Origin of the sequence: Streptomyces sp. NPDC091281, from assembly GCF_044757425.1 — a bacterium.
Taxonomy (GTDB): Bacteria; Actinomycetota; Actinomycetes; order Streptomycetales; family Streptomycetaceae; genus Streptomyces.
The window spans coordinates 137,498-158,272 of sequence record NZ_JBIVUY010000004.1 but is presented as its reverse complement, the minus strand read 5'-3'; the positions used below and the strand labels follow the sequence as shown (position 1 = coordinate 158,272).

Annotated in this window: 21 protein-coding genes and 1 tRNA gene; 10 read left to right on the top strand and 12 right to left on the bottom strand. The window is 71.4% G+C overall.

Translation table 11 applies throughout. From position 1 onward, the window contains the following. The first annotated feature begins 15 nt into the window (after nucleotides 1-15). From ACIQPQ_RS12275 to ACIQPQ_RS12265, 3 genes are all read left to right on the top strand, one after another. Complete coding sequence (locus tag ACIQPQ_RS12275) at nucleotides 16-432, top strand: ATP-binding protein (RefSeq protein ID WP_383773079.1); 417 nt, start codon at nucleotides 16-18, stop codon at nucleotides 430-432. 3 nt (nucleotides 433-435) lie between these two features. Then, nucleotides 436-1,350, top strand: a complete 915-nt coding sequence (locus tag ACIQPQ_RS12270) for a hypothetical protein (protein ID WP_401302889.1) — start codon at nucleotides 436-438, stop codon at nucleotides 1,348-1,350. Between the two features lie 69 nt (nucleotides 1,351-1,419). Continuing rightward, nucleotides 1,420-1,995: a DUF4240 domain-containing protein gene (locus ACIQPQ_RS12265; RefSeq protein ID WP_401302888.1), complete on the top strand. Its 576-nt coding sequence runs from the start codon at nucleotides 1,420-1,422 to the stop codon at nucleotides 1,993-1,995. A 163-nt stretch (nucleotides 1,996-2,158) separates the two neighbouring features. Here the strand turns inward: ACIQPQ_RS12265 and ACIQPQ_RS12260 are convergent, their stop codons facing one another. Then, nucleotides 2,159-2,536, bottom strand: a complete 378-nt coding sequence (locus tag ACIQPQ_RS12260; RefSeq protein ID WP_401302887.1) for a hypothetical protein — start codon at nucleotides 2,534-2,536, stop codon at nucleotides 2,159-2,161. Between the two features lie 123 nt (nucleotides 2,537-2,659). Beyond that, the gene (locus ACIQPQ_RS12255; protein ID WP_401302885.1) at nucleotides 2,660-4,366 is read right to left on the bottom strand and encodes a sodium:solute symporter family protein; all 1,707 of its coding nucleotides are present in this window, start codon (nucleotides 4,364-4,366) and stop codon (nucleotides 2,660-2,662) included. A gap of 292 nt (nucleotides 4,367-4,658) precedes the next feature. Here ACIQPQ_RS12255 and galT point away from each other — a divergent pair, with 292 nt between their 5' ends. From galT to galK, 3 genes are read left to right on the top strand one after another with little or no spacing between them, the layout of a single operon-like run. Further along, nucleotides 4,659-5,717: a galactose-1-phosphate uridylyltransferase gene (gene galT / locus ACIQPQ_RS12250; protein WP_401302883.1), complete on the top strand. Its 1,059-nt coding sequence runs from the start codon at nucleotides 4,659-4,661 to the stop codon at nucleotides 5,715-5,717. Further along, nucleotides 5,717-6,685 carry a UDP-glucose 4-epimerase GalE gene (gene galE / locus ACIQPQ_RS12245; RefSeq protein WP_401302882.1) on the top strand — a complete coding sequence of 323 codons (969 nt, stop codon included), beginning with the start codon at nucleotides 5,717-5,719 and terminating at the stop codon, nucleotides 6,683-6,685. The genes galT and galE overlap by 1 nt, the downstream gene beginning before the upstream one ends. Further along, a complete protein-coding gene (gene galK, locus ACIQPQ_RS12240; RefSeq protein ID WP_401302880.1) occupies nucleotides 6,686-7,849 on the top strand; it encodes a galactokinase in 1,164 nt (387 codons plus the stop codon). Between the two features lie 97 nt (nucleotides 7,850-7,946). Here the strand turns inward: galK and ACIQPQ_RS12235 are convergent, their stop codons facing one another. Beyond that, nucleotides 7,947-8,402, bottom strand: coding sequence for a GNAT family N-acetyltransferase (locus tag ACIQPQ_RS12235; protein ID WP_401302879.1), 456 nt, complete (start codon nucleotides 8,400-8,402; stop codon nucleotides 7,947-7,949). 264 nt (nucleotides 8,403-8,666) lie between these two features. On the opposite strand from ACIQPQ_RS12235, the gene ACIQPQ_RS12230 reads away from it, so the two are divergent. Further along, nucleotides 8,667-9,434, top strand: a complete 768-nt coding sequence (locus ACIQPQ_RS12230; protein WP_383773059.1) for a LuxR C-terminal-related transcriptional regulator — start codon at nucleotides 8,667-8,669, stop codon at nucleotides 9,432-9,434. Here the strand turns inward: ACIQPQ_RS12230 and ACIQPQ_RS12225 are convergent. Next, the gene (locus ACIQPQ_RS12225) at nucleotides 9,393-9,890 is read right to left on the bottom strand and encodes a MarR family winged helix-turn-helix transcriptional regulator (RefSeq protein ID WP_401302877.1); all 498 of its coding nucleotides are present in this window, start codon (nucleotides 9,888-9,890) and stop codon (nucleotides 9,393-9,395) included. The two genes, ACIQPQ_RS12230 and ACIQPQ_RS12225, sit on opposite strands and share 42 nt — an antisense overlap. Before the next feature lie 88 nt (nucleotides 9,891-9,978). On the opposite strand from ACIQPQ_RS12225, the gene ACIQPQ_RS12220 reads away from it, so the two are divergent. Beyond that, nucleotides 9,979-10,779 (top strand): trans-aconitate 2-methyltransferase, encoded by an 801-nt coding sequence (locus ACIQPQ_RS12220; RefSeq protein WP_401302875.1) that lies wholly within the window; start codon nucleotides 9,979-9,981, stop codon nucleotides 10,777-10,779. A 93-nt stretch (nucleotides 10,780-10,872) separates the two neighbouring features. After that, nucleotides 10,873-11,046: a CsbD family protein gene (locus ACIQPQ_RS12215; RefSeq protein WP_401302873.1), complete on the top strand. Its 174-nt coding sequence runs from the start codon at nucleotides 10,873-10,875 to the stop codon at nucleotides 11,044-11,046. A gap of 73 nt (nucleotides 11,047-11,119) precedes the next feature. On the opposite strand, the gene ACIQPQ_RS12210 is transcribed toward ACIQPQ_RS12215, so the two are convergent. Together ACIQPQ_RS12210 and ACIQPQ_RS12205 are read right to left on the bottom strand one after the other, a co-directional pair. After that, nucleotides 11,120-11,797, bottom strand: coding sequence for a TetR family transcriptional regulator (locus ACIQPQ_RS12210; RefSeq protein ID WP_383773051.1), 678 nt, complete (start codon nucleotides 11,795-11,797; stop codon nucleotides 11,120-11,122). Next, nucleotides 11,794-12,843 (bottom strand): acyl-CoA desaturase, encoded by a 1,050-nt coding sequence (locus ACIQPQ_RS12205; RefSeq protein ID WP_401302871.1) that lies wholly within the window; start codon nucleotides 12,841-12,843, stop codon nucleotides 11,794-11,796. The genes ACIQPQ_RS12210 and ACIQPQ_RS12205 overlap by 4 nt, the downstream gene beginning before the upstream one ends. A gap of 302 nt (nucleotides 12,844-13,145) precedes the next feature. Here ACIQPQ_RS12205 and ppc point away from each other — a divergent pair, with 302 nt between their 5' ends. Continuing rightward, nucleotides 13,146-15,875 (top strand): phosphoenolpyruvate carboxylase, encoded by a 2,730-nt coding sequence (gene ppc / locus ACIQPQ_RS12200; RefSeq protein WP_401302869.1) that lies wholly within the window; start codon nucleotides 13,146-13,148, stop codon nucleotides 15,873-15,875. An 84-nt stretch (nucleotides 15,876-15,959) separates the two neighbouring features. Here the strand turns inward: ppc and ACIQPQ_RS12195 are convergent, their stop codons facing one another. The 6 genes from ACIQPQ_RS12195 to ACIQPQ_RS12170 all read right to left on the bottom strand — a co-directional run bounded on the left by ACIQPQ_RS12195 (nucleotide 15,960) and on the right by ACIQPQ_RS12170 (nucleotide 20,769). Next, the gene (locus tag ACIQPQ_RS12195; RefSeq protein WP_401302867.1) at nucleotides 15,960-16,484 is read right to left on the bottom strand and encodes a hypothetical protein; all 525 of its coding nucleotides are present in this window, start codon (nucleotides 16,482-16,484) and stop codon (nucleotides 15,960-15,962) included. A 53-nt stretch (nucleotides 16,485-16,537) separates the two neighbouring features. After that, a complete protein-coding gene (pth, locus tag ACIQPQ_RS12190; RefSeq protein WP_383773043.1) occupies nucleotides 16,538-17,143 on the bottom strand; it encodes an aminoacyl-tRNA hydrolase in 606 nt (201 codons plus the stop codon). Nucleotides 17,144-17,218: 75 nt separating this feature from the next. Continuing rightward, nucleotides 17,219-17,827 carry a 50S ribosomal protein L25/general stress protein Ctc gene (locus tag ACIQPQ_RS12185; RefSeq protein ID WP_401302865.1) on the bottom strand — a complete coding sequence of 203 codons (609 nt, stop codon included), beginning with the start codon at nucleotides 17,825-17,827 and terminating at the stop codon, nucleotides 17,219-17,221. A 205-nt stretch (nucleotides 17,828-18,032) separates the two neighbouring features. Continuing rightward, on the bottom strand, nucleotides 18,033-19,007 hold the full coding sequence (locus ACIQPQ_RS12180) for a ribose-phosphate diphosphokinase (RefSeq protein WP_383773039.1): 975 nt from the start codon (nucleotides 19,005-19,007) through the stop codon (nucleotides 18,033-18,035). Nucleotides 19,008-19,137: 130 nt separating this feature from the next. Beyond that, nucleotides 19,138-20,586: a bifunctional UDP-N-acetylglucosamine diphosphorylase/glucosamine-1-phosphate N-acetyltransferase GlmU gene (gene glmU / locus ACIQPQ_RS12175; protein WP_401302863.1), complete on the bottom strand. Its 1,449-nt coding sequence runs from the start codon at nucleotides 20,584-20,586 to the stop codon at nucleotides 19,138-19,140. A gap of 111 nt (nucleotides 20,587-20,697) precedes the next feature. Further along, nucleotides 20,698-20,769: transfer RNA gene (locus tag ACIQPQ_RS12170), tRNA-Gln, on the bottom strand. Nucleotides 20,770-20,775: the final 6 nt, after the last annotated feature.

Here is a 20,775-nt window from a genome sequence, read left to right as displayed (position 1 = left end):
ACACGGAGTTGACGCATGCCTGGAACCACCTCCGCTGAGCCCTGGGAGTACTCCCTCCAGATCCCCAACGACCCGAAGGCCGTTCCGGTGTGCCGTCGCACCCTGCGGCTGATCCTGACCGTGCACGGGCTTGCCCACCTCGCGGAACCGGCGGAGCTGATCACTTCCGAGCTGGTGTCGAACGCCGTGCTGCACACCAAGGGGCCGGCCATCTTCCGGCTGCGCTGTGCGGGCGGGGTGCTGCGGGTGGGGGCGTGGGACGCGGACCCGGAGCCGCCCGAGCCGCCGGACGACTGGGCGAACCTGACGGACGCGGAGAACGGACGCGGCACCGCGCTGGTGCGGGCCTTCGCCGACGTGTGGGGCTGGCACCCGCTGGCCCGCTTCGGGCGGCACGGCAAGTTCGTATGGTGCGAACTGGAGGTGGCGTAGCCCATGCCCGGCTCCTCGCACGAGGCCATGCACAGGATCTTCCAGAAGGACCCGGCGCTCCTGACCCGCGCCCTCCAACACGTGTTACGCGTGCCGTTCCCGGAGCCCCGTGACTTCGCGGCCATGAACATCGACCTCACCGAGATCGAGCCCGTCGAGCGCCGCGTGGACACGCTGCTGCGGGCCGAGACCGACGAGGGCACGTATCTGCTGGTGGTCGAGTCGCAGGGCAAGCCCGACGAGCGCAAGCGCGGCAGTTGGCCGTACTACCTGAGTTATCTGCACGAGAAGTACCGGTGCGAGCCGGTGCTGATCGTCGTGACGCAGAACAGCGCGACGGCACGGTGGGCGGCGGAGCCCATCCACCTGGGGGTACGGGGCTGCCCGTCGCTGACGGTCCGTCCGTTCGTGCTGGGCCCGGACAACGTGCCGGTGATCGCGGACGAGCGGGAGGCCGAACGGGACGTACCCCTCGCGGTGCTCTCGGCCATGACACACGGGCGGGGCAGGCAGGCTCCGGCCATACTGGAATCGCTGGCGGCCGCCCTGCGGACCATCGACCGCGACAGCGCCGCGGTTTTCGTGCAGTTCGTCGACTCGTGCCTGGCGGACGCCCAGGCCCGGCAGATGTGGAGGGACCTGATGACGGCGATGCAGTACTTCTGGCGGCACCCGCTGGCCGAAGAGGTCCGGGAGGAGGGCCGCGAGGAAGGCCGGGAGGAGGGACGTCAGGAGGGGCGGGCGCGTGAGCGGGCCGAGGTCGTCCTGCGGAATCTCCAGTGGCGCCGGATCGACATCCCGGACGCTGTCCGCGACCGCGTCCTCGCCTCCACCGACATGACCGAACTGAGCACCTGGCTGGACCGCTCGTACGAAGTCACCGACGCGAGCGCCCTGTTCGGGGAGACGGCGGACTGACCGGTCCCGATGGGCGGTGGCGGGCCGCTCCTCCCGTCGATGTCAGTGGCCTGGCCTAGGCTCCGGCGCATGGACACCAGTGTGTGGTGGGGGCTTGTCGAGCGGGCGCGGGTCGCGGTGGGGGAGGCGCGGGCCGAGGACCGGGACGCTCGGGACGATCCGTTGCCCCGTGCGCTCACCGACGTGCTCGTTCCGCTCGGGGCCGACGGCATCGTCGCCTTCGGGGTCCGGCGGATCACCGTCACCGACTCCGCCTACCACTACCCCCTCTGGAACGCCGCGTACCTCATCGAAGGCGGCTGCGGCGACGACGGGTTCATGGACTTCCGGGACGGGCTCGCCCTCCAGGGGCGGGCCGTCTTCGAGCGGGCCGTCGCCGACCCCGACTCCCTCGCCGACCTTCCCCTCGTCGTCCGGATGAGCCGGGGCGAGAGCGGCTGGCTCGGGTTCGAGTCGCTCAACCACCTGGTGAGGGAGGCCTATCGGGAGGTCCGGGGCGAGACGGACACCCTCGACGCCGCCCTCACCGACGCCCTCCGCGGCCTCGACCGGCCCGGTCGGCCCACCGGCGACGACTGGGACGCCGAGGACGAGGAGGAGACGCGCCGCCGACTGCCCCGGCTCAGCGGGCTGTTCCTCCTCTGACCCCTCCGAAAGCCTCCCGGACCGAAAGGCTCCCAGACCGAAAGGCTCCCAGACCGAAAAGCTCCCGCACGCCGAGGGCGGCCCGCCCGCCTTCCGGCGGGGCCGGCCGCCCCCTGAACCTTCCGCGCGTCAGAACCTCCCGCGCGTCAGAGCCCTCCGCGCCTCAGAACTGCTCCCGCGTCTCCGTCCCCTCCTCCGTCGGAGGCAGCGGGGGCGGGGTCGGGCGCAGCTTCAGCCACGCCAGGAAGAACACGCCCAGCAGCAGCATGCCGAGGCCTGTCCACAGGTTGATGTTGACGCCCTGCGCCTTGTCGATCGCCGCGTCGTCGTCGGTCAGACCGGCGATCGTGACGATCACGCCGTAGACGACGAACAGGCCGCCGATGATGCGGCGCAGGTCGAAAATACGGGCCGCCGTCGCGGACTTCTGCTCCAGGTCCGTGACCTCCTTCTGGAGACCCGCCTCGGAACCGGAACCGGAGCCGGGGGTGGTGCCACCCCCGGTCGCGCGCTCCGGGTGCTCTTCGTGCTCAGATGCCATGACTCTTCCATCCTCCCGTCGTCACCGACGGACGTCGTGTGGGACCGAACGGCAGCCGCCCGGGACGGTGGCTGCTCGGGACGGTGGCTGCCCGGGACGGCAGCCGCCCGGATCGGCGGCCGCTCAGAACGAGAACGGGATGTAGCAGGCCGCCGCCAGGATCACCGCGCCCCAGCCCAGCAGCGCCGGGCGCCGGTACCAGGCGTCGTCGCCCTTCGCGGGCGCCTCGGCCATGCCGGGGGAGCGGGTGCCGTAGACCAGGCCCTGGAGTTCCGCCTCCGGCTTCGGCTTGGTGAACAGGGAGACGCCGACCATGACCACCGCGCCCGCGACGAAGCCCGCGATCGCGGAGACGAAGTTGGCGCCCTGGTCGGTGGGGATGGCAACGATGTCCTGCTTGTAGAGGACGAAGTAGTTGACCATCGCGGCCGTGGTGCCCGCCAGCAGGCCCCAGAAGCCCGACTTCATCGACGCCCGCTTCCAGAACATGCCGACGATGAAGACCACGAACATCGGCACGTTGAAGAAGGAGAACAGCGTCTGGAGGTAGCTCATGATGTTGGAGAAGGACGACGCGAGGAACGCCGTGCCGACCGACGCCAGCACACCGATCGCGGTGATCAGGCGGCCGAAGCGGACGTAGTAGGCGTCCTCCCGGCCCGTCACCACGTACTTGGCCCAGATGTCGCTGGTGAACACGGTGTTGAAGGACGAGACGTTGGCCGCCATGCCCGCCATGAACGCGGCCAGCAGACCTGTCACCGCGATGCCCAGCACACCGTTCGGCAGGAGCTGTTCCATCAGGTAGGGGATCGCGTCGTTGTACTGGAGGTCCGAGCCGGACGTGCCGATCTTCGGGACCAGGACGGCCGCGACCAGACCCGGGATCATCACCAGGAAGACGATGAAGATCTTCGGGAACGCGGCGATCAGCGGGGTGCGCTGCGCCGCCGACAGGTTCTTCGCGGACAGCGCCCGCTGCACCTCGGCGAAGTTGGTCGTCCAGTAGCCGAAGGACAGCACGAAGCCGAGGCCGAGCACGATCGTCAGCCAGTTCGCGCCGAGCGGGTTGTCGCTGCCGATGCCGGTGCCGCCCCACGCCGTCACGAAGTCGTCGCCGTGGCTCTTGTCGAGGGAGTCGGTCAGGCCGTCCCAGCCGCCGACCTTCTTCAGGCCGAGGATGGTCAGGGGGATCAGGGCCGCCAGGATCACGAAGAACTGGAGGACCTCGTTGTAGATCGCCGAGGACAGGCCGCCCAGCGTGATGTACGCCAGCACGAAGAAGCCCGCGACGACGATCGCCACCCACTGCGGCCAGCCCAGCAGCGCCTCGACGACGATCGCCAGCGCGTACAGGTTGACGCCCGAGATGAGGATCGCGGCGAACGCGAACAGGGCCGAACTCAGCAGGTGGGCGCTTCTGTCGAAGCGCATCAGCAGGAACTCGGGCACCGAGCGGACCTTGGAGCCGTAGTAGAACGGCATCATCACCAGGCCCAGGAAGACCATCGCCGGGATGGCGCCGATCCAGTACCAGTGCACGGTGTACGCGCCGTACTGCGCGCTGTTGGCCGCCATGCCGAGGATCTCGGTGGCCGCCAGGTTGGCCGAGACGAACGCCAGGCCCGTGATCCAGGCGGGCAGCGAACGGCCGGAGAGGAAGAAGTCGAGGCTGGTCCTCACCGAGCGGCGGGCGGCGAAGCCGATGCCCAGCACGACCACGAAGTAGATGCCCAGGATCGTGTAGTCGAGCCAGTTGGTCGGCAGCCGCAGCTCCGCCGCCAGATAGGTGGAGTGGACCGGGTCAACGGGGTACGTGGGGTTTCCCATGCGCTGCTCGCTTCGGTCGGAGAGCCGGGTGACGGACGTGGTGCGGGTGGTGCGGGTGGTGCGGGTTACGCGGATGGTGCGGATGGTGCAATTAGGGCAATTAGGGCAGACAGTTCATGTAGTGCATGTGGTCACCGTGGTGCGCGTTTCTCGGGTGACGCCTCGGAATCTGTTGCCCCTGCGGTCGGATTCATACGTGGGGGTGACCACTGGTGGGGAATTATGGTTCCATGTGTTCGGTTCTGTTGGAAGACGGAATCCGTTGAGATCGGTGGAGGGATGGAGAGACCCGGTGAAGAAGACCTCGACCCGCCTGGCCGACGGTCGTGAGCTGATCTATTACGACCTGCGGGACGACGTCCTGCGCGACGCCGTGGACCGGCGCCCGCTGGAACCCACGGTCACCACCTCCGAGGTGCGCCGCGACCCGCTGCTCGGCGACGAGGTCGCCATCGCCTCCCACCGGCAGGGGCGCACCTACCACCCGCCCGCCGACGAGTGCCCGCTCTGCCCCTCGCGGGACGGACGGCTGAGCGAGATCCCCGACTCCGCCTACGACGTGGTGGTGTTCGAGAATCGTTTCCCCTCGCTGGCCGGCGACTCCGGGCGCTGCGAGGTGGTCTGCTTCACCTCCGACCACGACGCCGCCTTCGCCGACCTCACCGAGGAGCAGGCGCGGCTGGTGCTGGACGCGTGGACGGACCGTACGGCCGAACTGTCCCATCTGCCCTCCGTCGAGCAGGTGTTCTGCTTCGAGAACCGGGGTGCCGAGATCGGGGTGACGCTGGGTCATCCCCACGGGCAGATCTACGCCTACCCGTTCACCACGCCCCGCACCGCCCTCATGCTCCGTCAGGCGGCGGCCCACAAGGACGCGACGGGCGGGGAGAACCTCTTCGACGCCGTCCTGGAGCGTGAACGCGGCGGTGAGCGGATCGTCCTGGAGAGTGAACACTGGGTCGCGTTCGTGCCGTACGCCGCGCACTGGCCGTACGAGGTGCACCTCTACCCGCGGCGCAGGGTGCCGGATCTGCTCGCGCTGGACGAGGCGGCGCGCGCCGAGTTCCCCCGCGTCTACCTGGAGCTGCTGCGCCGCTTCGACCGGATCTTCGGTGAGAACGAGCCGCAGACGCCGTACATCGCGGCCTGGCACCAGGCGCCGTTCGGCGCGCTGGAGGAGTTCGAGGGCGTCAACCGGGACGATTTCGCGCTGCATCTGGAGCTTTTCACCATCCGCCGTACGTCCGGCAAGCTGAAGTTCCTCGCGGGTTCCGAGTCCGGCATGAGTGTGTTCATCAACGACGTGCCGCCGGAGCGCGCGGCCGAGCGACTGCGAGAGGTAGCGAGTTGATGAGCGGCAAGTACTTGGTCACGGGTGGCGCGGGATACGTCGGCGGTGTGGTCGCCCAGCACCTGCTGGAGGCGGGCCACGAGGTCGTCGTCCTCGACAACCTCTCCACCGGCTTCCGCGAGGGCGTCCCCGCGGGCGCCGCGTTCGTGGAGGGCGACATCCGCGACGCCGCCAAGTGGCTCGACGCCTCCTTCGACGGCGTCCTGCACTTCGCCGCGTTCTCCCAGGTCGGCGAGTCGGTGGTGAAGCCCGAGAAGTACTGGGACAACAACGTCGGCGGCACCATGGCGCTGCTCGGCGCGATGCGTGAGGCGGGCGTGCGGCGCCTGGTGTTCTCGTCCACGGCCGCCACCTACGGCGAGCCGGTGTCGACGCCGATCACCGAGTCCGACCCGACCGCGCCGACCTCGCCGTACGGCGCGTCGAAGCTGGCCGTCGACCACATGATCACCGGGGAGGCGGGCGCGCACGGCCTGGCGGCGGTGTCGCTGCGCTACTTCAACGTGGCGGGCGCGTACGGCGCGTACGGCGAGCGGCACGACCCCGAGTCGCACCTGATCCCGCTCGTCCTCCAGGTCGCCCAGGGCCGCCGCGACGCGATCTCCGTCTACGGCGACGACTACCCGACGCCCGACGGCACCTGCGTACGCGACTACATCCACGTCGCCGACCTGGCCGAGGCGCACCTCCTCGCGCTGGCCGCCGCCGAGCCGGGCGAGCACCTGATCTGCAACCTGGGCAACGGCGAGGGCTTCTCCGTGCGCCAGGTCGTCGAGACCGTCCGCCGGGTCACCGGACATCCGATCCCCGAGGTCGTGGCCCCGCGCCGCGGCGGCGACCCGGCGGTCCTGGTCGCCTCGGCGGCCACCGCCCGCGAACGCCTCGGCTGGAACCCGTCCCGCGCGGACCTCGCGGGAATCGTCGCCGACGCGTGGGAGTTCACGCGGAAGATCGCAGAGGAGCGGTAGGTGGGGGAGCAGCAGGTACGCGCGGCGTTCACGGAGCTGTACGGCGCGGAGCCGGAGGGCGTCTGGTCGGCGCCCGGCCGGGTCAACCTCATCGGTGAGCACACCGACTACAACGACGGCTTCGTGATGCCCTTCGCGCTGCCGCACACCGCCGTCGCCGCGGTCGCCCGCCGCGACGACCGTGTGCTGCGGCTGCACTCGGCGGACGTCGAGGGCGGGGTGGCCGAGCTGGCGCTCGACGCCCTCGCCCCCGGCGGCGACCACGACTGGACGGCGTACCCGGCGGGCGTGGTGTGGGCGCTGCGCGAGGCCGGGCACCCGGTCACCGGGGCCGACGTGCACCTCGCGTCGACCGTCCCGGCGGGCGCGGGCCTGTCCTCGTCGGCGGCCCTGGAGGTCGTCGTCGCGCTCGCCCTGAACGACCTGTACGGGCTGGGCCTGCCCCGCTGGCAGCTCGCCCGCCTGTGCCAGCGCGCCGAGAACGTCTACGTCGGCGCGCCCACCGGGATCATGGACCAGACCGCGTCCGCCTGCTGCGAGGCCGGGCACGCCCTGTTCCTCGACACCCGCGACCTGACGCAGAAGCAGATCCCGTTCGACCTCGCGGCCGAGGGGCTGCGGCTGCTGGTGGTCGACACCCAGGTCAAGCACGCGCACAGCGGCGGCGAGTACGGCAAGCGCCGCGCGGGCTGCGAGAAGGGCGCGGCCCTGCTGGGCGTCGACGCGCTGCGCGACGTCCCGTACGCCGGCCTCGGCGCGGCGCTGGAGCGGCTGGCGCCGGACGACCCGGACGGCGAGGTGCGGCGGCTGGTGCGGCACGTGGTCACCGAGGACGAGCGGGTGGAGCGGGTGGTGGCCCTGCTGGAGGCGGGCGACGCCCGGGCCATCGGGCCGGTCCTCGACGAGGGGCACGCGTCCCTGCGGGACGACTTCCGGGTGTCCTGCCCGGAACTCGACCTGGTCGTCGACACCGCCCGTACGGCCGGTGCCCTCGGCGCCCGGATGACCGGCGGCGGCTTCGGCGGCTCGGCGATCGTCCTGGTGGAGACGGCCGACGTCGCCCCCGTCACCCAGGCCGTCGAAAAAGCCTTCGCCGCCGCGGACTTCACGGCCCCCCGCGCCTTCGAGGCCGTCCCCGCGGCAGGCGCCCACCGCCTGACCTGACCCGCCCGCACCACCCCCGCCCGAGCGGCCCGCGCCCCTGACAGCGCGGGCCGCTCTCCTTCTCTCGCGCCCACCCGCGCCGCCCGCCCCCGGCCGTTCAGCCCAGACGCTTCGTCAGCGTGTACTCCGTGACCCCCGGCGGGTAGTCCTCGATGACGCAGACGACCTCGTAGCCGTGTTTGCGGTAGAAGTCGGGGGCCTGGAAGTCCCAGGTCTCCAGGCGGGAGCGGAGGCAGCCGCGGTCCTCGGCGGCGAGGCGTTCGGCCTCGGTGAGGAGGCGGGCGCCGAGGCCCGCGCCGCGGTGGCGGTCGTCGACCCAGAGCAGGGCGACGTGCAGCCAGGTGCCCCAGGTGTGGCCCACCAGCCCGCCCGCGAGGTCGCCCGCCTCGTCCATCACCCACAGGTGCAGCGGCTGTTCCCGCTCCTCGGAGGTGCCGCGCATCGCGCGGAGCGCGGTGGAGGCGTTCGTGTTGGTGTCGCGGAGCCGGGAACGGAGCAGATCACGCCGGGTCCGGTCGACTTCTGCCTCAAGACGGAACATGCGCCTCACCATAAACGCGGGAGACGGCCAGTTCTGTGATTTTCCTTCCGCTCCCCGCGCACGGCCCTACGCTGTGGACAGCGCCGGTGGGGGCCGGTGTGCTGATCAGGGGGCGAGACAGCCGGGTACGACGCCCGCGGTGGGGGTAGCAAGTCTCTGCACGGCGGCGTCCGTGCGGTCGGCCTTCCGCCGCGGGCCGTCGGGTCCGCGCCGGTCGTCGTTCTCCGGGCCTGGGGTATCCCCTGCTCCGTGAAGGAGCCTGGGGAAGGGGGTTTCGTGGTTCGTATCCGTGTTCTGGTCGTCGACGACCACCGTATCTTCGCCGAGTCGCTCGCGGCCGCCCTGGCCGCCGAGCCCGATGTGGACGTCTCCGCGGCCGGCAGCGGCCCGGCGGCGCTGCGCAGCCTGGACCGCGCGGTCGCCGAGGGCCGCCGCTACGACGTGCTGCTGGTCGACGCCGACCTGGGCGGCCGGCTGCCCGGCGTCCGCCCGGCCGTGCCGGTGCAGGAGGGCAACGAGGAGGGGCTGGTCGACGGGATCTCCCTCGTCACCGGGGTCCGCGCCGCACACCCGCACGCGCGGATCGTCGTCCTCGCCGAGAAGGACGACCCGCGCCGGGCCGCCCTCGCCCTCCAGGCCGGGGCCTGCGGCTGGGTCGCCAAGGACTGTTCGCTGTCCCGGCTGCTCACCGTCATCCGGGGGGTGCTGCGGGAGGAGACGCATCTGCCGCCCGCCCTGCTGACCGGGGTGCTGAAGGAGCTGACCGCGGCGCGCAAGCACCGTACCGAGAGCGAGCGGCTGGTGGAGTCGCTGACCCCGCGCGAGCGGGAGGTGCTGCGCTGCATGGTCGCGGGGCTCGGCCGCAAGGCCGTCGCCGAACGGCTGTTCCTCTCCCCGCACACGGTCCGCACCCACATGCAGAACGTGCTGGGCAAGCTGGGTGTGCACTCCACCCTCGCCGCGGTGGCGCTGGCCCGACGGGCCGGGGTGGGGCCGGTGGACCTAGCCGGGGATGTTGTCGAACGGGGCGGTCAGCTGGCGTAGCAGCCGGGCCAGTTCGCCGCGCTGGCCGTGGGACAGCTCGGCCAGGATGGCGCGTTCCTGGTCGAGGAGTCCGGCGAGCGCCTGGTCGGCGCGGTCCTTGCCGTCGTCGGTGAGGCGCACCAGCACCCCGCGCCGGTCGGTCGGGTCGGGCAGCCGCTCGACCAGGCCCTTCTTCGTCAGCCGGTCGATCCGGTTGGTCATCGTGCCCGAGGTGACGAGGGTCTGCGTCAGCAACTGCCCCGGCGAGAGCTGGTACGGCGCCCCGGCGCGGCGCAGCGCGGTCAGCACGTCGAACTCCCAGGGCTCCAGCTGGTGCTCGGAGAACGCCAGGCGTCGGGCGCGGTCCAGGTGCCGGGCCAGCCTGCTCACCCGGCTCAGCACTTCCAGCGGTTCCACGTCGAGGTCCGGGCGCTCCCGGCGCCACGCAGCGACCAGCCGATCGACCTCGTCCTCCATGACGATCAGTGTAGTGGTTGTGTCGATGTGAAGTCTCTTGATGTCGAGTTTCTTGACGCCGAGAGAAAAGGAGGGTGACAGTGGAGACATGAACGCGACGCCGCCCGTGTGGGACCCCGCCCAGTACCTCCGCCACGCCGGGCACCGGGCCCGCCCCTTCACCGACCTCCTCGCCCGCGTCCCCGGCCTCCCCGGCGATCCGCCCCGCGTCGCCGACCTCGGCTGCGGCCCCGGCACCGTGACCACCCTCCTCACCGCCCGCTGGCCCACCGCCCGCGTCACCGGCTACGACAACTCGCCCCAGATGCTCGCCGACGCCCGCGCGCACGCCGGCCCCCGCCTCGACTTCCGGCACGCCGACCTCACCACCTGGACCCCGGACGAGACGTACGACCTGCTGATCTCCAACGCCGCCCTCCAGTGGGTCCCCGGCCACCTCGACGCCCTCCCCGCCTGGCTCGACGGCCTCGCCCCCGGCGGCACCCTCGCCTTCCAGGTGCCGCACAACCTGGACGCGCCCCTGCACACCCTCCTGCGCCGCCTCGGCACCGGCCCCCGCTGGGGCGCCCGCCTCGCCGACGCGCTGCGCCCCACCGACTCCGTCCACGCCCCCGGCGTCTACCTCGACCGCCTCGCCCGCCTCGGCTGCGCCACCGACGTCTGGACGACGACGTACCACCATGTCCTGACCGGGGAGGACCCCGTCCTCGACTGGATCAAGGGCACCGGACTGCGGCCCGTCCTCACCGCCCTCGCCGACGACCCCGAGGCCCGTGACGCGTTCGTCGCCGAGTACCGCGACCTGCTCCGCGCGGCCTACCCGCCCGCCCCGTACGGCACCGTCCTGCCGTTCCGCCGCCTGTTCGCGGTGGCCCGGAAAGCCGCCTGATCCCTCCCGCCGACCGGGCCGGGAGGTTTGTGCCCGGTCTCAGCGGTCACTCGGTCCCCAGACAACCGGCGTACCTGACTGGGAGTGATGAGCGTGGCAGGCGAGCAGAAGTCCAAGGCGAAGATGGAGCAGGCCAAGGGCAAGGTCAAGGAGGCCGCCGGACGCGCCGTGGGCAACGAGCGCATGGAGGCCGAGGGCCGGGCCGAGCAGGCGAAGGGCGACGCCCGCCAGGCCAAGGAGAAGACGAAGGACGTCTTCAAGCACTGAGCACCCCCCTACACACGCGTGAGGCCCCCGTCCTGGTCGGACAGGGGGCCTCACGCGTGCACGCGGGAACGGCTCAGCTCTTGCGGTGCCCTATCAGGCGCGGCTTCTGCTCCAGACCGTCCAGGCCGTGCCAGGCCAGGTTGACCAGATGCGCCGCCACCTCCGCCTTCTTCGGCCGCCGCACGTCCAGCCACCACTGCCCGGTCAGCGCCACCATCCCCACCAGCGCCTGCGCGTACAGCGGGGCCAGCTTGGCGTCGAAGCCGCGGTTCTTGAACTCCCGGCCGAGGATGTCCTCGACCTGGGTGGCGATGTCGGAGATGAGGGACGCGAAGGACCCCGTCGACTGCGGGATGGGCGAGTCACGGACCAGGATGCGGAAACCGTCCGTGTTCTCCTCGATGTAGTCCAGCAGCGCGAACGCCGCCTGTTCGCACAGCTCACGGGGGTGCCCCGCGGTGAGCGAACCGGTGACCATGTCGAGCAGACCGCGCATCTCCCGGTCCACGACGACCGCGTACAGCCCCTCCTTGCCGCCGAAGTGCTCGTACACCACCGGCTTGGACACCCCGGCCTTCGCCGCGATCTCCTCCACCGACGTGCCCTCGAAGCCCTTCGCGGCGAACAGGGTGCGGCCGATCTCCAGCAACTGCTGACGGCGCTCGGCGCCGGTCATCCTGGTGCGGCGGACGCGCCGCGGTTTGTCATTGCTCGGGGTACTGCCGGAGTCGGTCGCCACGCCGTCCATCATGCCGCGTCGGCCGTGACCTTCCGGCGCCGGGAGCCGTCCCCGTCCGTGTTCCGGCGGGAATCGATACGCGAGCGTGACGGCCAGCGCACGTCATAGGCCCAGCCCAGCATCTCGAACCAGCGGATGAAGCGGGCCGAGGAGTCGACCTGCCCGCGCTCCACCCCGTGCCGGGCCGAGGTCGGGTCGGCGTGGTGCAGGTTGTGCCAGGACTCGCCGCAGGACAGCACCGCCAGCCACCACACGTTGCCCGAGCGGTCCCGCGACTTGAACGGCCGCTTGCCCACCGCGTGACAGATCGAGTTGATCGACCAGGTGACGTGGTGCAGCAGCGCCACCCGCACCAGCGAGCCCCAGAAGAACCCGGTGAACGCGCCCCACCACGACATCGTGACCAGACCGCCGATCAGCGCGGGCAGCGCCAGCGACAGGATCGTCCAGTACACGAACTGCCGGGAGATCGCCCGGATCGCGCCGTCCTTCACCAGGTCGGGGGCGTACTTCTCCTGCGGGGTCTGCTCCTCGTCGAACATCCAGGCGATGTGCGCCCACCACAGGCCCTTCATCAGGGCCGGGAGCGTCTCGCCGAACCGCCACGGGGAGTGCGGGTCGCCCTCCGCGTCGGAGAACTTGTGGTGCTTGCGGTGGTCCGCCACCCAGCGCACCAGCGGGCCCTCCACCGCCATCGACCCCATGATCGCCAGCGCGATCCGCAGCGGCCGCTTCGCCTTGAAGGACCCGTGCGTGAAGTAGCGGTGGAAGCCGATCGTGATGCCGTGGCAGCCGAGGAAGTAGAAGAAGACCAGCAGACCGAGGTCCAGCCAGCTCACCCCCCAGCCCCACGCCAGCGGCACCGCCGCCAGCACGGCCAGGAACGGCACGATGATGAAGACGAGCAGGGCGATCTGCTCGATCGAACGCTTCTGCTCGCCGCCGAGGGTGGCGGAGGCGGCGGTGGCGGAACCCGCGCCGGCCGCGGTGGCGGCGGGTGCGGAGGAGTCGTCGGGCGACTGTGAGGGCTCTTCGATCACGTCGGACGGAGTGGTCATGCGCGTCCCCTGGGGGGTCGTGGTGGGAGAGAGATGCCGGACGGGAGGCCGTACGGGGCGACGGCGCCCCGCACTTCCTACGGTTCCGTAACCTACGGCGTCGTAAGTATGGCAGCGCGCCGCCCGGCGGCAAGGCCCGCGCGACTGCGCGTCCGCCCGGACACCTATCCTTGGAGACGGTCGGACAGCGCGGTCCGCTCTGTTTTCTGCCCGGATGCCACACCCCCATGCGGCGCCCGCCGCCGGGACCGGCAGCCGAGTACCCTCCCGGACGAGCTTCAACACTGCAAGGAGCCGCACCTGTGAGCAGTGCCGACGACCAGACGACGACCAGCCCCGAGCTGCGTGCCGACATCCGCCGACTGGGTGACCTCCTGGGAGAGACCCTTGTCCGGCAGGAGGGCCCCGAACTGCTCGACCTGGTCGAGAAGGTCCGCCGCCTCACGCGCGAGGACGGCGACGCAGCCGCCGAACTGCTGCGAGGCACCGAACTGGAGACCGCGGCCAAGCTGGTCCGCGCCTTCTCCACCTACTTCCACCTGGCCAACGTCACCGAGCAGGTGCACCGCGGCCGCGAGCTGCGCGCCCGCCGGGCCGCCGAGGGCGGCCTCCTCGCCCGCACCGCCGACCGCCTCAAGGACGCCGACCCCGAGCACGTCCGCGAGACCGTCCGCAACCTCAACGTCCGCCCCGTCTTCACCGCCCACCCCACCGAGGCCGCCCGCCGCTCGGTCCTCAACAAGCTGCGCCGGATCGCCGCCCTGCTGGAGACCCCGGTCATCGAGTCCGACCGCCGCCGCCACGACACCCGGCTCGCCGAGAACATCGACCTCGTCTGGCAGACCGACGAACTCCGCGTGGTCCGCCCCGAGCCCGCCGACGAGGCCCGCAACGCGATCTACTACCTCGACGAACTGCACGCGAACGCGGTCGGCGACGTCCTGGAGGACCTCACCGCCGAACTGGAGCGCGTCGGCGTCACCCTCCCCGACGACACCCGCCCCCTCACCTTCGGCACCTGGATCGGCGGCGACCGCGACGGCAACCCCAACGTCACCCCCCAGGTGACCTGGGACGTCCTCATCCTCCAGCACGAGCACGGCATCAACGACGCCCTGGAGATGATCGACGAGCTGCGCGGCTTCCTCTCCAACTCGATCCGCTACACCGGCGCCACCGAGGAACTCCTCACCTCGCTCCGCGCCGACCTCGACCTGCTGCCCGAGATCAGCCCCCGCTACAAGCGGCTCAACGCCGAGGAGCCCTACCGGCTCAAGGCCACCTGCATCCGGCAGAAGCTGGAGAACACCAAGCAGCGCCTCGCCAAGGGCACCCCGCACGAGCCCGGCCGCGACTACCTCGGCACCAGCGAACTCCTCGGTGACCTCACCCTCGTGCAGGCCTCGCTGCGCGCCCACCGCGGCGCCCTCTTCGCCGACGGCCGGATGAACCGCACCATCCGCACCCTCGCCGCCTTCGGTCTCCAGCTCGCCACCATGGACGTCCGCGAGCACGCCGACGCCCACCACCACACCCTCGGCCAGCTCTTCGACCGCCTCGGCGAGGAGTCCTGGCGGTACGCGGACATGCCCCGCGAGTACCGCACCAAGCTGCTCGCCAAGGAACTGCGCTCCCGGCGCCCCCTCGCCCCGGTCCCGGCGCCGGTCGACGCGGCCGGGGAGAAGACCCTCGGCGTCTTCCTCACCGTCAGGCGCGCCCTGGAGGTCTTCGGCCCCGAGGTCATCGAGTCGTACATCATCTCCATGTGCCAGGGCGCCGACGACGTCTTCGCCGCCGCCGTCCTCGCCCGCGAGGCCGGACTCATCGACCTGCACGCCGAGTGGGCCAAGATCGGCATCGTGCCGCTGCTGGAGACCACCGACGAGCTGAAGGCCGCCGACACCATCCTGGAGGACATGCTCTCCGACCCCTCCTACCGGCGCCTGGTCGCGCTGCGCGGAGACGTCCAGGAGGTCATGCTCGGCTACTCCGACTCCTCCAAGTTCGGCGGCATCACCACCAGCCAGTGGGAGATCCACCGCGCCCAGCGCCGCCTGCGCGACGTCGCCCACCGCTACGGCGTCCGGCTGCGCCTCTTCCACGGCCGCGGCGGCACCGTCGGCCGCGGCGGCGGCCCCTCGCACAGCGCGATCCTCGCCCAGCCCTGGGGCACCCTGGAGGGCGAGATCAAGGTGACCGAGCAGGGCGAGGTCATCTCCGACAAGTACCTCATCCCCTCCCTGGCCAGGGAGAACCTGGAGCTGACGGTCGCCGCCACCCTCCAGGCGTCCGCCCTGCACACCGCACCCCGCCAGTCCGACGAGGCCCTGGCCCGCTGGGACGCCGCGATGGACGTCGCCTCCGACGCCGCCCACGCCGCCTACCGCGCACTCGTCGAGGACCCCGACCTGCCGACGTACTTCCTCGCCTCCACGCCGGTCGACCAGCTCGCCGATCTGCACCTGGGCTCGCGGCCCGCCCGCCGGCCCGGCTCGGGCGTCTCGCTCGACGGACTGCGCGCCATCCCGTGGGTGTTCGGCTGGACCCAGTCCCGGCAGATCGTGCCAGGCTGGTTCGGCGTCGGCTCCGGCCTCAAGGCGCTGCGCGAGGCCGGCCTCGACAGCGTCCTGGACGAGATGCACGAGCAGTGGCACTTCTTCCGCAACTTCATCTCCAACGTCGAGATGACCCTCGCCAAGACCGACCTGCGGATCGCCCAGCACTACGTCGACACCCTCGTCCCCGACGAGCTGAAGCACGTGTTCGCCGCGATCCGGGCCGAGCACGAGCTGACCGTAGCCGAGGTGCTGCGCGTCACCGGCGAGAGCGAACTGCTCGACGCCACCCCCGTCCTGAAGCAGACCTTCTCCATCCGCGACGCCTACCTGGACCCGATCTCCTACCTCCAGGTGACCCTGCTCAAGCGCCAGCGGGACGCCGCCGCACGCGGCGAGGAGCCCGACCCGCTGCTCGCCCGCGCCCTGCTCCTCACCGTCAACGGCGTCGCCGCGGGCCTGCGCAACACCGGCTGACCGACACCGGGCCGCACGACACCAGGGGCGCCCCCGCAGCCGTATCCACGGCTCCGGGGGCGCCCCCGTGTGTCCGGTCCGGTGCTACGCCGCCAGGAAGGCCGCCGTCAGCAGGGCCGTCCCCGTCCCCGCGAGGACCCAGCCCGCGCGGGTGCGGCCGAGGCCGCCCGCGACCACCACCGACGCCAGCAGCAGCGCGCCGCCGAACGGCACCCACGCGTAGAGCACGCCCGCCGGGCCCGACCGGAGCACCCGGTCGCCGCCGCCCGGCTTCACCACCACCGTGTACGTGCGGCCGGCGCGCACCGCGACCGTCCTCTCCAGCACCACCCGCTCCCGGGCCCGCGAGCCCGGCGACAGCGGCCGGTAGGGGCCCGCGCAGGTCTCCGCGCCGCAGCGGGTCACCGCGACCGTGCCCTGCTCGCGGCCCTTGGTCAGCATCACGTGCTGCGCGGTGCCCCAGGACGCGGCGACGCCCGCGCAGAGGATCACGACCGCGAGGAGCCCCATCGAGGCGACCCGGCCGAACCGGAGCGCGACGGCGCCGCGGGCCGGGGCCCGGCGGGGCCGCCGGTGGGAGGAGGCGCGGGCAGGCATGGCGGGGATCATTGGCCATGCCCGAACAGCACGTCAACCTCCGCCTCGGCGAGCGGGGGGACAAGTCAGGAGTTGTACGTGCTTTGCGCCCGCTCCAGGCCGTCGATCACCAGGGACTCCACCGCGTCGGCCGCCCGGTCGACGAAGTAGTCGAGTTCCTTGCGCTCGGCGGAGGCGAAGTCCTTCAGGACGAAGTCCGCGACCTGCATCCGGCCCGGCGGGCGGCCGATGCCGAACCGCACCCGGTGGTAGTCGGCGCCGAACGCCTTGGTCATCGACTTCAGCCCGTTGTGCCCGTTGTCGCCGCCGCCCAGCTTCAGGCGCAGCACCCCGTAGTCGATGTCCAGTTCGTCGTGGACGGCGACGACGTGCGCCACCGGCACCTTGTAGAAGTCGCGCAGCGCGTTCACCGGGCCGCCCGACAGGTTCATGTACGACATCGGCTTGGCCAGCACCACGCGGCGGCTGGACAGGCCGGGCGGGCCGATGCGGCCCTCGACGACGTGCGCCTGCGCCTTGCCCGCGCGTTTGAACTTTCCGCCGATCCGCCCGGCGAGCAGGTCGGCCACCATGAAGCCGACGTTGTGCCGGTTCATCGCGTACTCGGGGCCCGGGTTGCCCAGTCCCACGATCAGCCAGGGGGCGCTGGGGTCGGGTGTCGCGGTCGTCACCTTCGGCTCTCCTCGATACGCGCCAGCCGCCACCCCCGGCGGGGGCGGCGGCTGACGGACGGACTGCGGTGAGGATCAGGCCTCGGCGTCGGCCTCGGCGGCCTCGCCCTCGGTCTCCTCGGCGTCGGCCGGGGCCTCCTCCGCCTGGGCGGCGAGGACCTGGATCACGACGGCGTCCTCGTCCACGGCCAGGGTGACGCCCTTGGGGAGGGTGACGTCCTTGGCGTGGATCGAGGCACCGGCCTCCAGGCCCTCGACGGAGACGGTGACGTTCTCCGGGATGTGGGTGGCCTCGGCCTCGACCGGCAGCGCGTTCAGGACGTGCTCCAGCAGGAAGTTGCCCGGGGCCAGCTCGCCCTCGGTGACGACCGGGATCTCGACGTTGACCTTCTCGCCGCGCTTCACCAGCAGCAGGTCGACGTGCTCCAGGTAGCCCTTGATCGGGTCGCGGGTGACGGCCTTCGGGATGGCCAGCTCGTTGGCCTTGCCGTCGATGTCCAGGGCGATCAGGACGTTCGGGGTGCGCAGCGCGAGCAGCAGCTCGTGGCCCGGGAGGGTCAGGTGCAGCGGGTCGGAGCCGTGGCCGTAGAGGACGCCGGGGACCTTGTCGTCGCGGCGGATGCGGCGGGCGGCGCCCTTGCCGAACTCGGTGCGGGACGCGGCGGAGATCTTGACCTCGGACATGGGGATCACTCCTCGTAGAAATCGGGTCGGACGTGGTCACCCGGCCACGAACGGCCTGCTACGAAGAGCGCGTCGATAACGGACCGCCGTACACACGTGGTCACACGTGTACGGCCTCCCTCGCCGAGCAACTCGCGCAGTCTACTCGGCGGGGGAGGCCGCAGAAAAATCGATCATGCGCGGGGGCCGGACCGGCCCCCGGAGATCACTGCTCGTCGAAGAGGCTGGTCACCGAGCCGTCCTCGAAGACCTCGCGCACCGCGCTGGCGATGGTCGGGGCGATCGACAGGACGGTGATCTTGTCCAGCTCCAACTCGCCCGGCGTGGGCAGGGTGTTGGTGAAGATGAACTCGCTGACCTTCGAGTTCTTCAGCCGGTCGGCGGCCGGACCGGACAGCACGCCGTGCGTCGCGGTCACGATGACGTCCTCGGCGCCGTGCGCGAACAGGGCGTCCGCGGCGGCGCAGATGGTGCCACCGGTGTCGATCATGTCGTCGACCAGGACACAGACCCGGCCCTTGACCTCGCCGACGACCTCGTGGACCGTCACCTGGTTCGCCACGTCCTTGTCGCGCCGCTTGTGCACGATCGCGAGCGGGGCGCCGAGCCGGTCGCACCAGCGGTCGGCGACCCGGACCCGGCCGGCGTCCGGCGAGACCACGGTCAGCTTCGTCTTGTCGACCTTGCCGCCCACGTAGTCCGCGAGGAGCGGCAGCGCGAACAGGTGGTCCACCGGGCCGTCGAAGAAGCCCTGGATCTGGTCGGTGTGCAGGTCGACCGTGAGGATGCGGTCGGCGCCCGCGGTCTTCATCAGGTCCGCGATCAGCCGGGCCGAGATGGGCTCGCGCCCGCGGTGCTTCTTGTCCTGGCGGGCGTAGCCGTAGAACGGCACGATCACCGTGATGGAGCGGGCCGACGCGCGCTTCAGCGCGTCGATCATGATCAGCTGCTCCATGATCCATTTGTTGATCGGAGCGGTGTGGCTCTGGATCAGGAAGCAGTCGGCGCCGCGCGCGGACTCCTGGTAGCGGACGTAGATCTCGCCGTTGGCGAAATCGAAGGCCTTCGTCGGGACGACCCCGACACCCAGCTGGTGGGCGACCTCCTCGGCAAGCTCGGGGTGGGCGCGGCCGGAGAAGAACATCATCTTCTTCTCGCCGGTCGTCTTGATCCCGGTCACAGCACTGTCTCCTCAGAGGTGTCTCAGCTGGGTGTCGAGCGACCTCGGCGGGGCGTGAGAGGTCGTCTCAGCTGGTGGGTGCGGGTGTGCACTTATCACGGTACGCCGTGTCCGGCGCGCCTGTTTCCGGTCAGTCTCCGGTCGTGCTCTCGCCCGAGGCCGCCTCGGCGGCCTTCGCCGCCGCGCTGCCGGGACGCTTGCGCGCCACCCAGCCCTCGATATTCCGCTGCTGGCCACGGGCCACGGCCAGCGAACCGGGCGGCACGTCCTTGGTGATCACGGAGCCCGCGGCGGTGTAGGCGCCGTCCCCCACCGTGACGGGTGCCACAAACATGTTGTCCGAACCCGTACGGCAGTGCGAGCCGATGGTGGTGTGGTGCTTGTCGCGGCCGTCGTAGTTGACGAACACGCTGGCGGCGCCGATGTTGCTGTACTCGCCGATGGTCGCGTCCCCGACGTAGGACAGGTGCGGCACCTTGGTGCCCTCGCCGATGACGGCGTTCTTCGTCTCGACGTAGGTGCCGACCTTCGCCTTGAGGCCGAGCCGGGTGCCGGGCCGCAGATAGGCGTACGGCCCGACGGTGGCCGCGGGGCCGACCTCGGCGCTGTCGGCGACCGTGTTGTCGACGCGGGCGCCCGCGCCGACCCGGGTGTCCTTCAGGCGGCTGTTGGGGCCGACCTCGGCGCCCTCGGCGAGGTGGGTGGCGCCCTGGAGCTGGGTGCCGGGGTGGATCACGGCGTCCTGCTCGAAGGTGACGGTGACGTCGACCCAGGTGCTCGCCGGGTCGACAACCGTCACCCCGGCCAGCATCGCGGCGTGCAGCAGCCGCTCGTTGAGGACGCGGCGGGCGTCGGCGAGCTGGACGCGGTTGTTGATGCCCGCGATCTCGCGGTGGTCGGCGGCGACCGAGGCGCCGACGCGGTGCCCGGCCTCGCGCAGGATGCCGAGGACGTCCGTCAGGTACTCCTCGCCCTGGCTGTTGTCCGTACGGACCTGCTTGAGCGCCTCCGCCAGGAGCTGCCCGTCGAAGGCGAACACCCCGGAGTTGATCTCCCGGAGCGCCCGCTGGGCCTCGGTGGCGTCCTTGTGCTCGACGATCGCGGTGACCGCGCCGGTGGCGTCGTCGCGCACGATCCGGCCGTACCCGGTGGCGTCCGGCACCTCGGCGGTCAGCACGGTGACCGCGTTGCCGTCGGCGTGGTGGGTGGCGGTGAGGGCGGCGAGGGTCGCGCCGGTCAGCAGCGGGGTGTCCCCGCAGACGACCACCACGGTCCCGTCGACGGCCCCGCCGAGCTGCTCCAGCCCCGTCCGGACCGCGTGACCGGTGCCGTTCTGCTCCACCTGGACGGCGGTGAGCGCCGCCGGGTCGGCCTCGGCGAGGTGGGCGGTGACCCGCTCGCGGGCGTGCCCCACGACGACGACCAGGTGCTCGGGGTCCAACTCCCGCGAGGCGGCCAGGACATGGCCGACCAGGCTGCGTCCGCAGATGTCGTGGAGGACCTTCGGTGTGGCCGACTTCATGCGGGTGCCCTCACCCGCTGCGAGGACGACGACGGCGGCCGGGCGAGTGGCGCTCACGGAATTGCCCTTCGGCTGTGGAGAGGTGGGACATCCGAAGGATACCGGGGCGTTTCCCGGAGGACATGAGAGTGGGCCCCGACGCTGCTGTCGGGGCTGGTGTGACGGAGGCTCCCCTGCCAGGACTCGAACCTGGAACAAATCATCCAAAGTGACCCGTGTTGCCAATTACACCACAGGGGAAGGTGC

Bases quoted from the DNA above. Each gene is read 5' to 3' on its own strand.
- galE (WP_401302882.1), top strand. From the start codon at position 5,717: ATGAGCGGCAAGTACTTGGTCACGGGTGGCGCGGGATACGTCGGCGGT.
- ACIQPQ_RS12225 (WP_401302877.1), bottom strand. From the start codon at position 9,890: ATGGAGGACGAGGTCGATCGGCTGGTCGCTGCGTGGCGCCGGGAGCGC.
- ACIQPQ_RS12260 (WP_401302887.1), bottom strand. From the start codon at position 2,536: ATGGCATCTGAGCACGAAGAGCACCCGGAGCGCGCGACCGGGGGTGGC.
- ACIQPQ_RS12275 (WP_383773079.1), top strand. From the start codon at position 16: ATGCCTGGAACCACCTCCGCTGAGCCCTGGGAGTACTCCCTCCAGATC.
- ACIQPQ_RS12205 (WP_401302871.1), bottom strand. From the start codon at position 12,843: ATGACCACTCCGTCCGACGTGATCGAAGAGCCCTCACAGTCGCCCGAC.
- ACIQPQ_RS12185 (WP_401302865.1), bottom strand. From the start codon at position 17,827: ATGTCCGAGGTCAAGATCTCCGCCGCGTCCCGCACCGAGTTCGGCAAG.
- ACIQPQ_RS12255 (WP_401302885.1), bottom strand. From the start codon at position 4,366: ATGGGAAACCCCACGTACCCCGTTGACCCGGTCCACTCCACCTATCTG.
- ACIQPQ_RS12270 (WP_401302889.1), top strand. From the start codon at position 436: ATGCCCGGCTCCTCGCACGAGGCCATGCACAGGATCTTCCAGAAGGAC.
- ACIQPQ_RS12235 (WP_401302879.1), bottom strand. From the start codon at position 8,402: ATGGTGAGGCGCATGTTCCGTCTTGAGGCAGAAGTCGACCGGACCCGG.
- ACIQPQ_RS12265 (WP_401302888.1), top strand. From the start codon at position 1,420: ATGGACACCAGTGTGTGGTGGGGGCTTGTCGAGCGGGCGCGGGTCGCG.
- ACIQPQ_RS12210 (WP_383773051.1), bottom strand. From the start codon at position 11,797: ATGATGGACGGCGTGGCGACCGACTCCGGCAGTACCCCGAGCAATGAC.
- ACIQPQ_RS12220 (WP_401302875.1), top strand. From the start codon at position 9,979: ATGAACGCGACGCCGCCCGTGTGGGACCCCGCCCAGTACCTCCGCCAC.
- ACIQPQ_RS12195 (WP_401302867.1), bottom strand. From the start codon at position 16,484: ATGATCCCCGCCATGCCTGCCCGCGCCTCCTCCCACCGGCGGCCCCGC.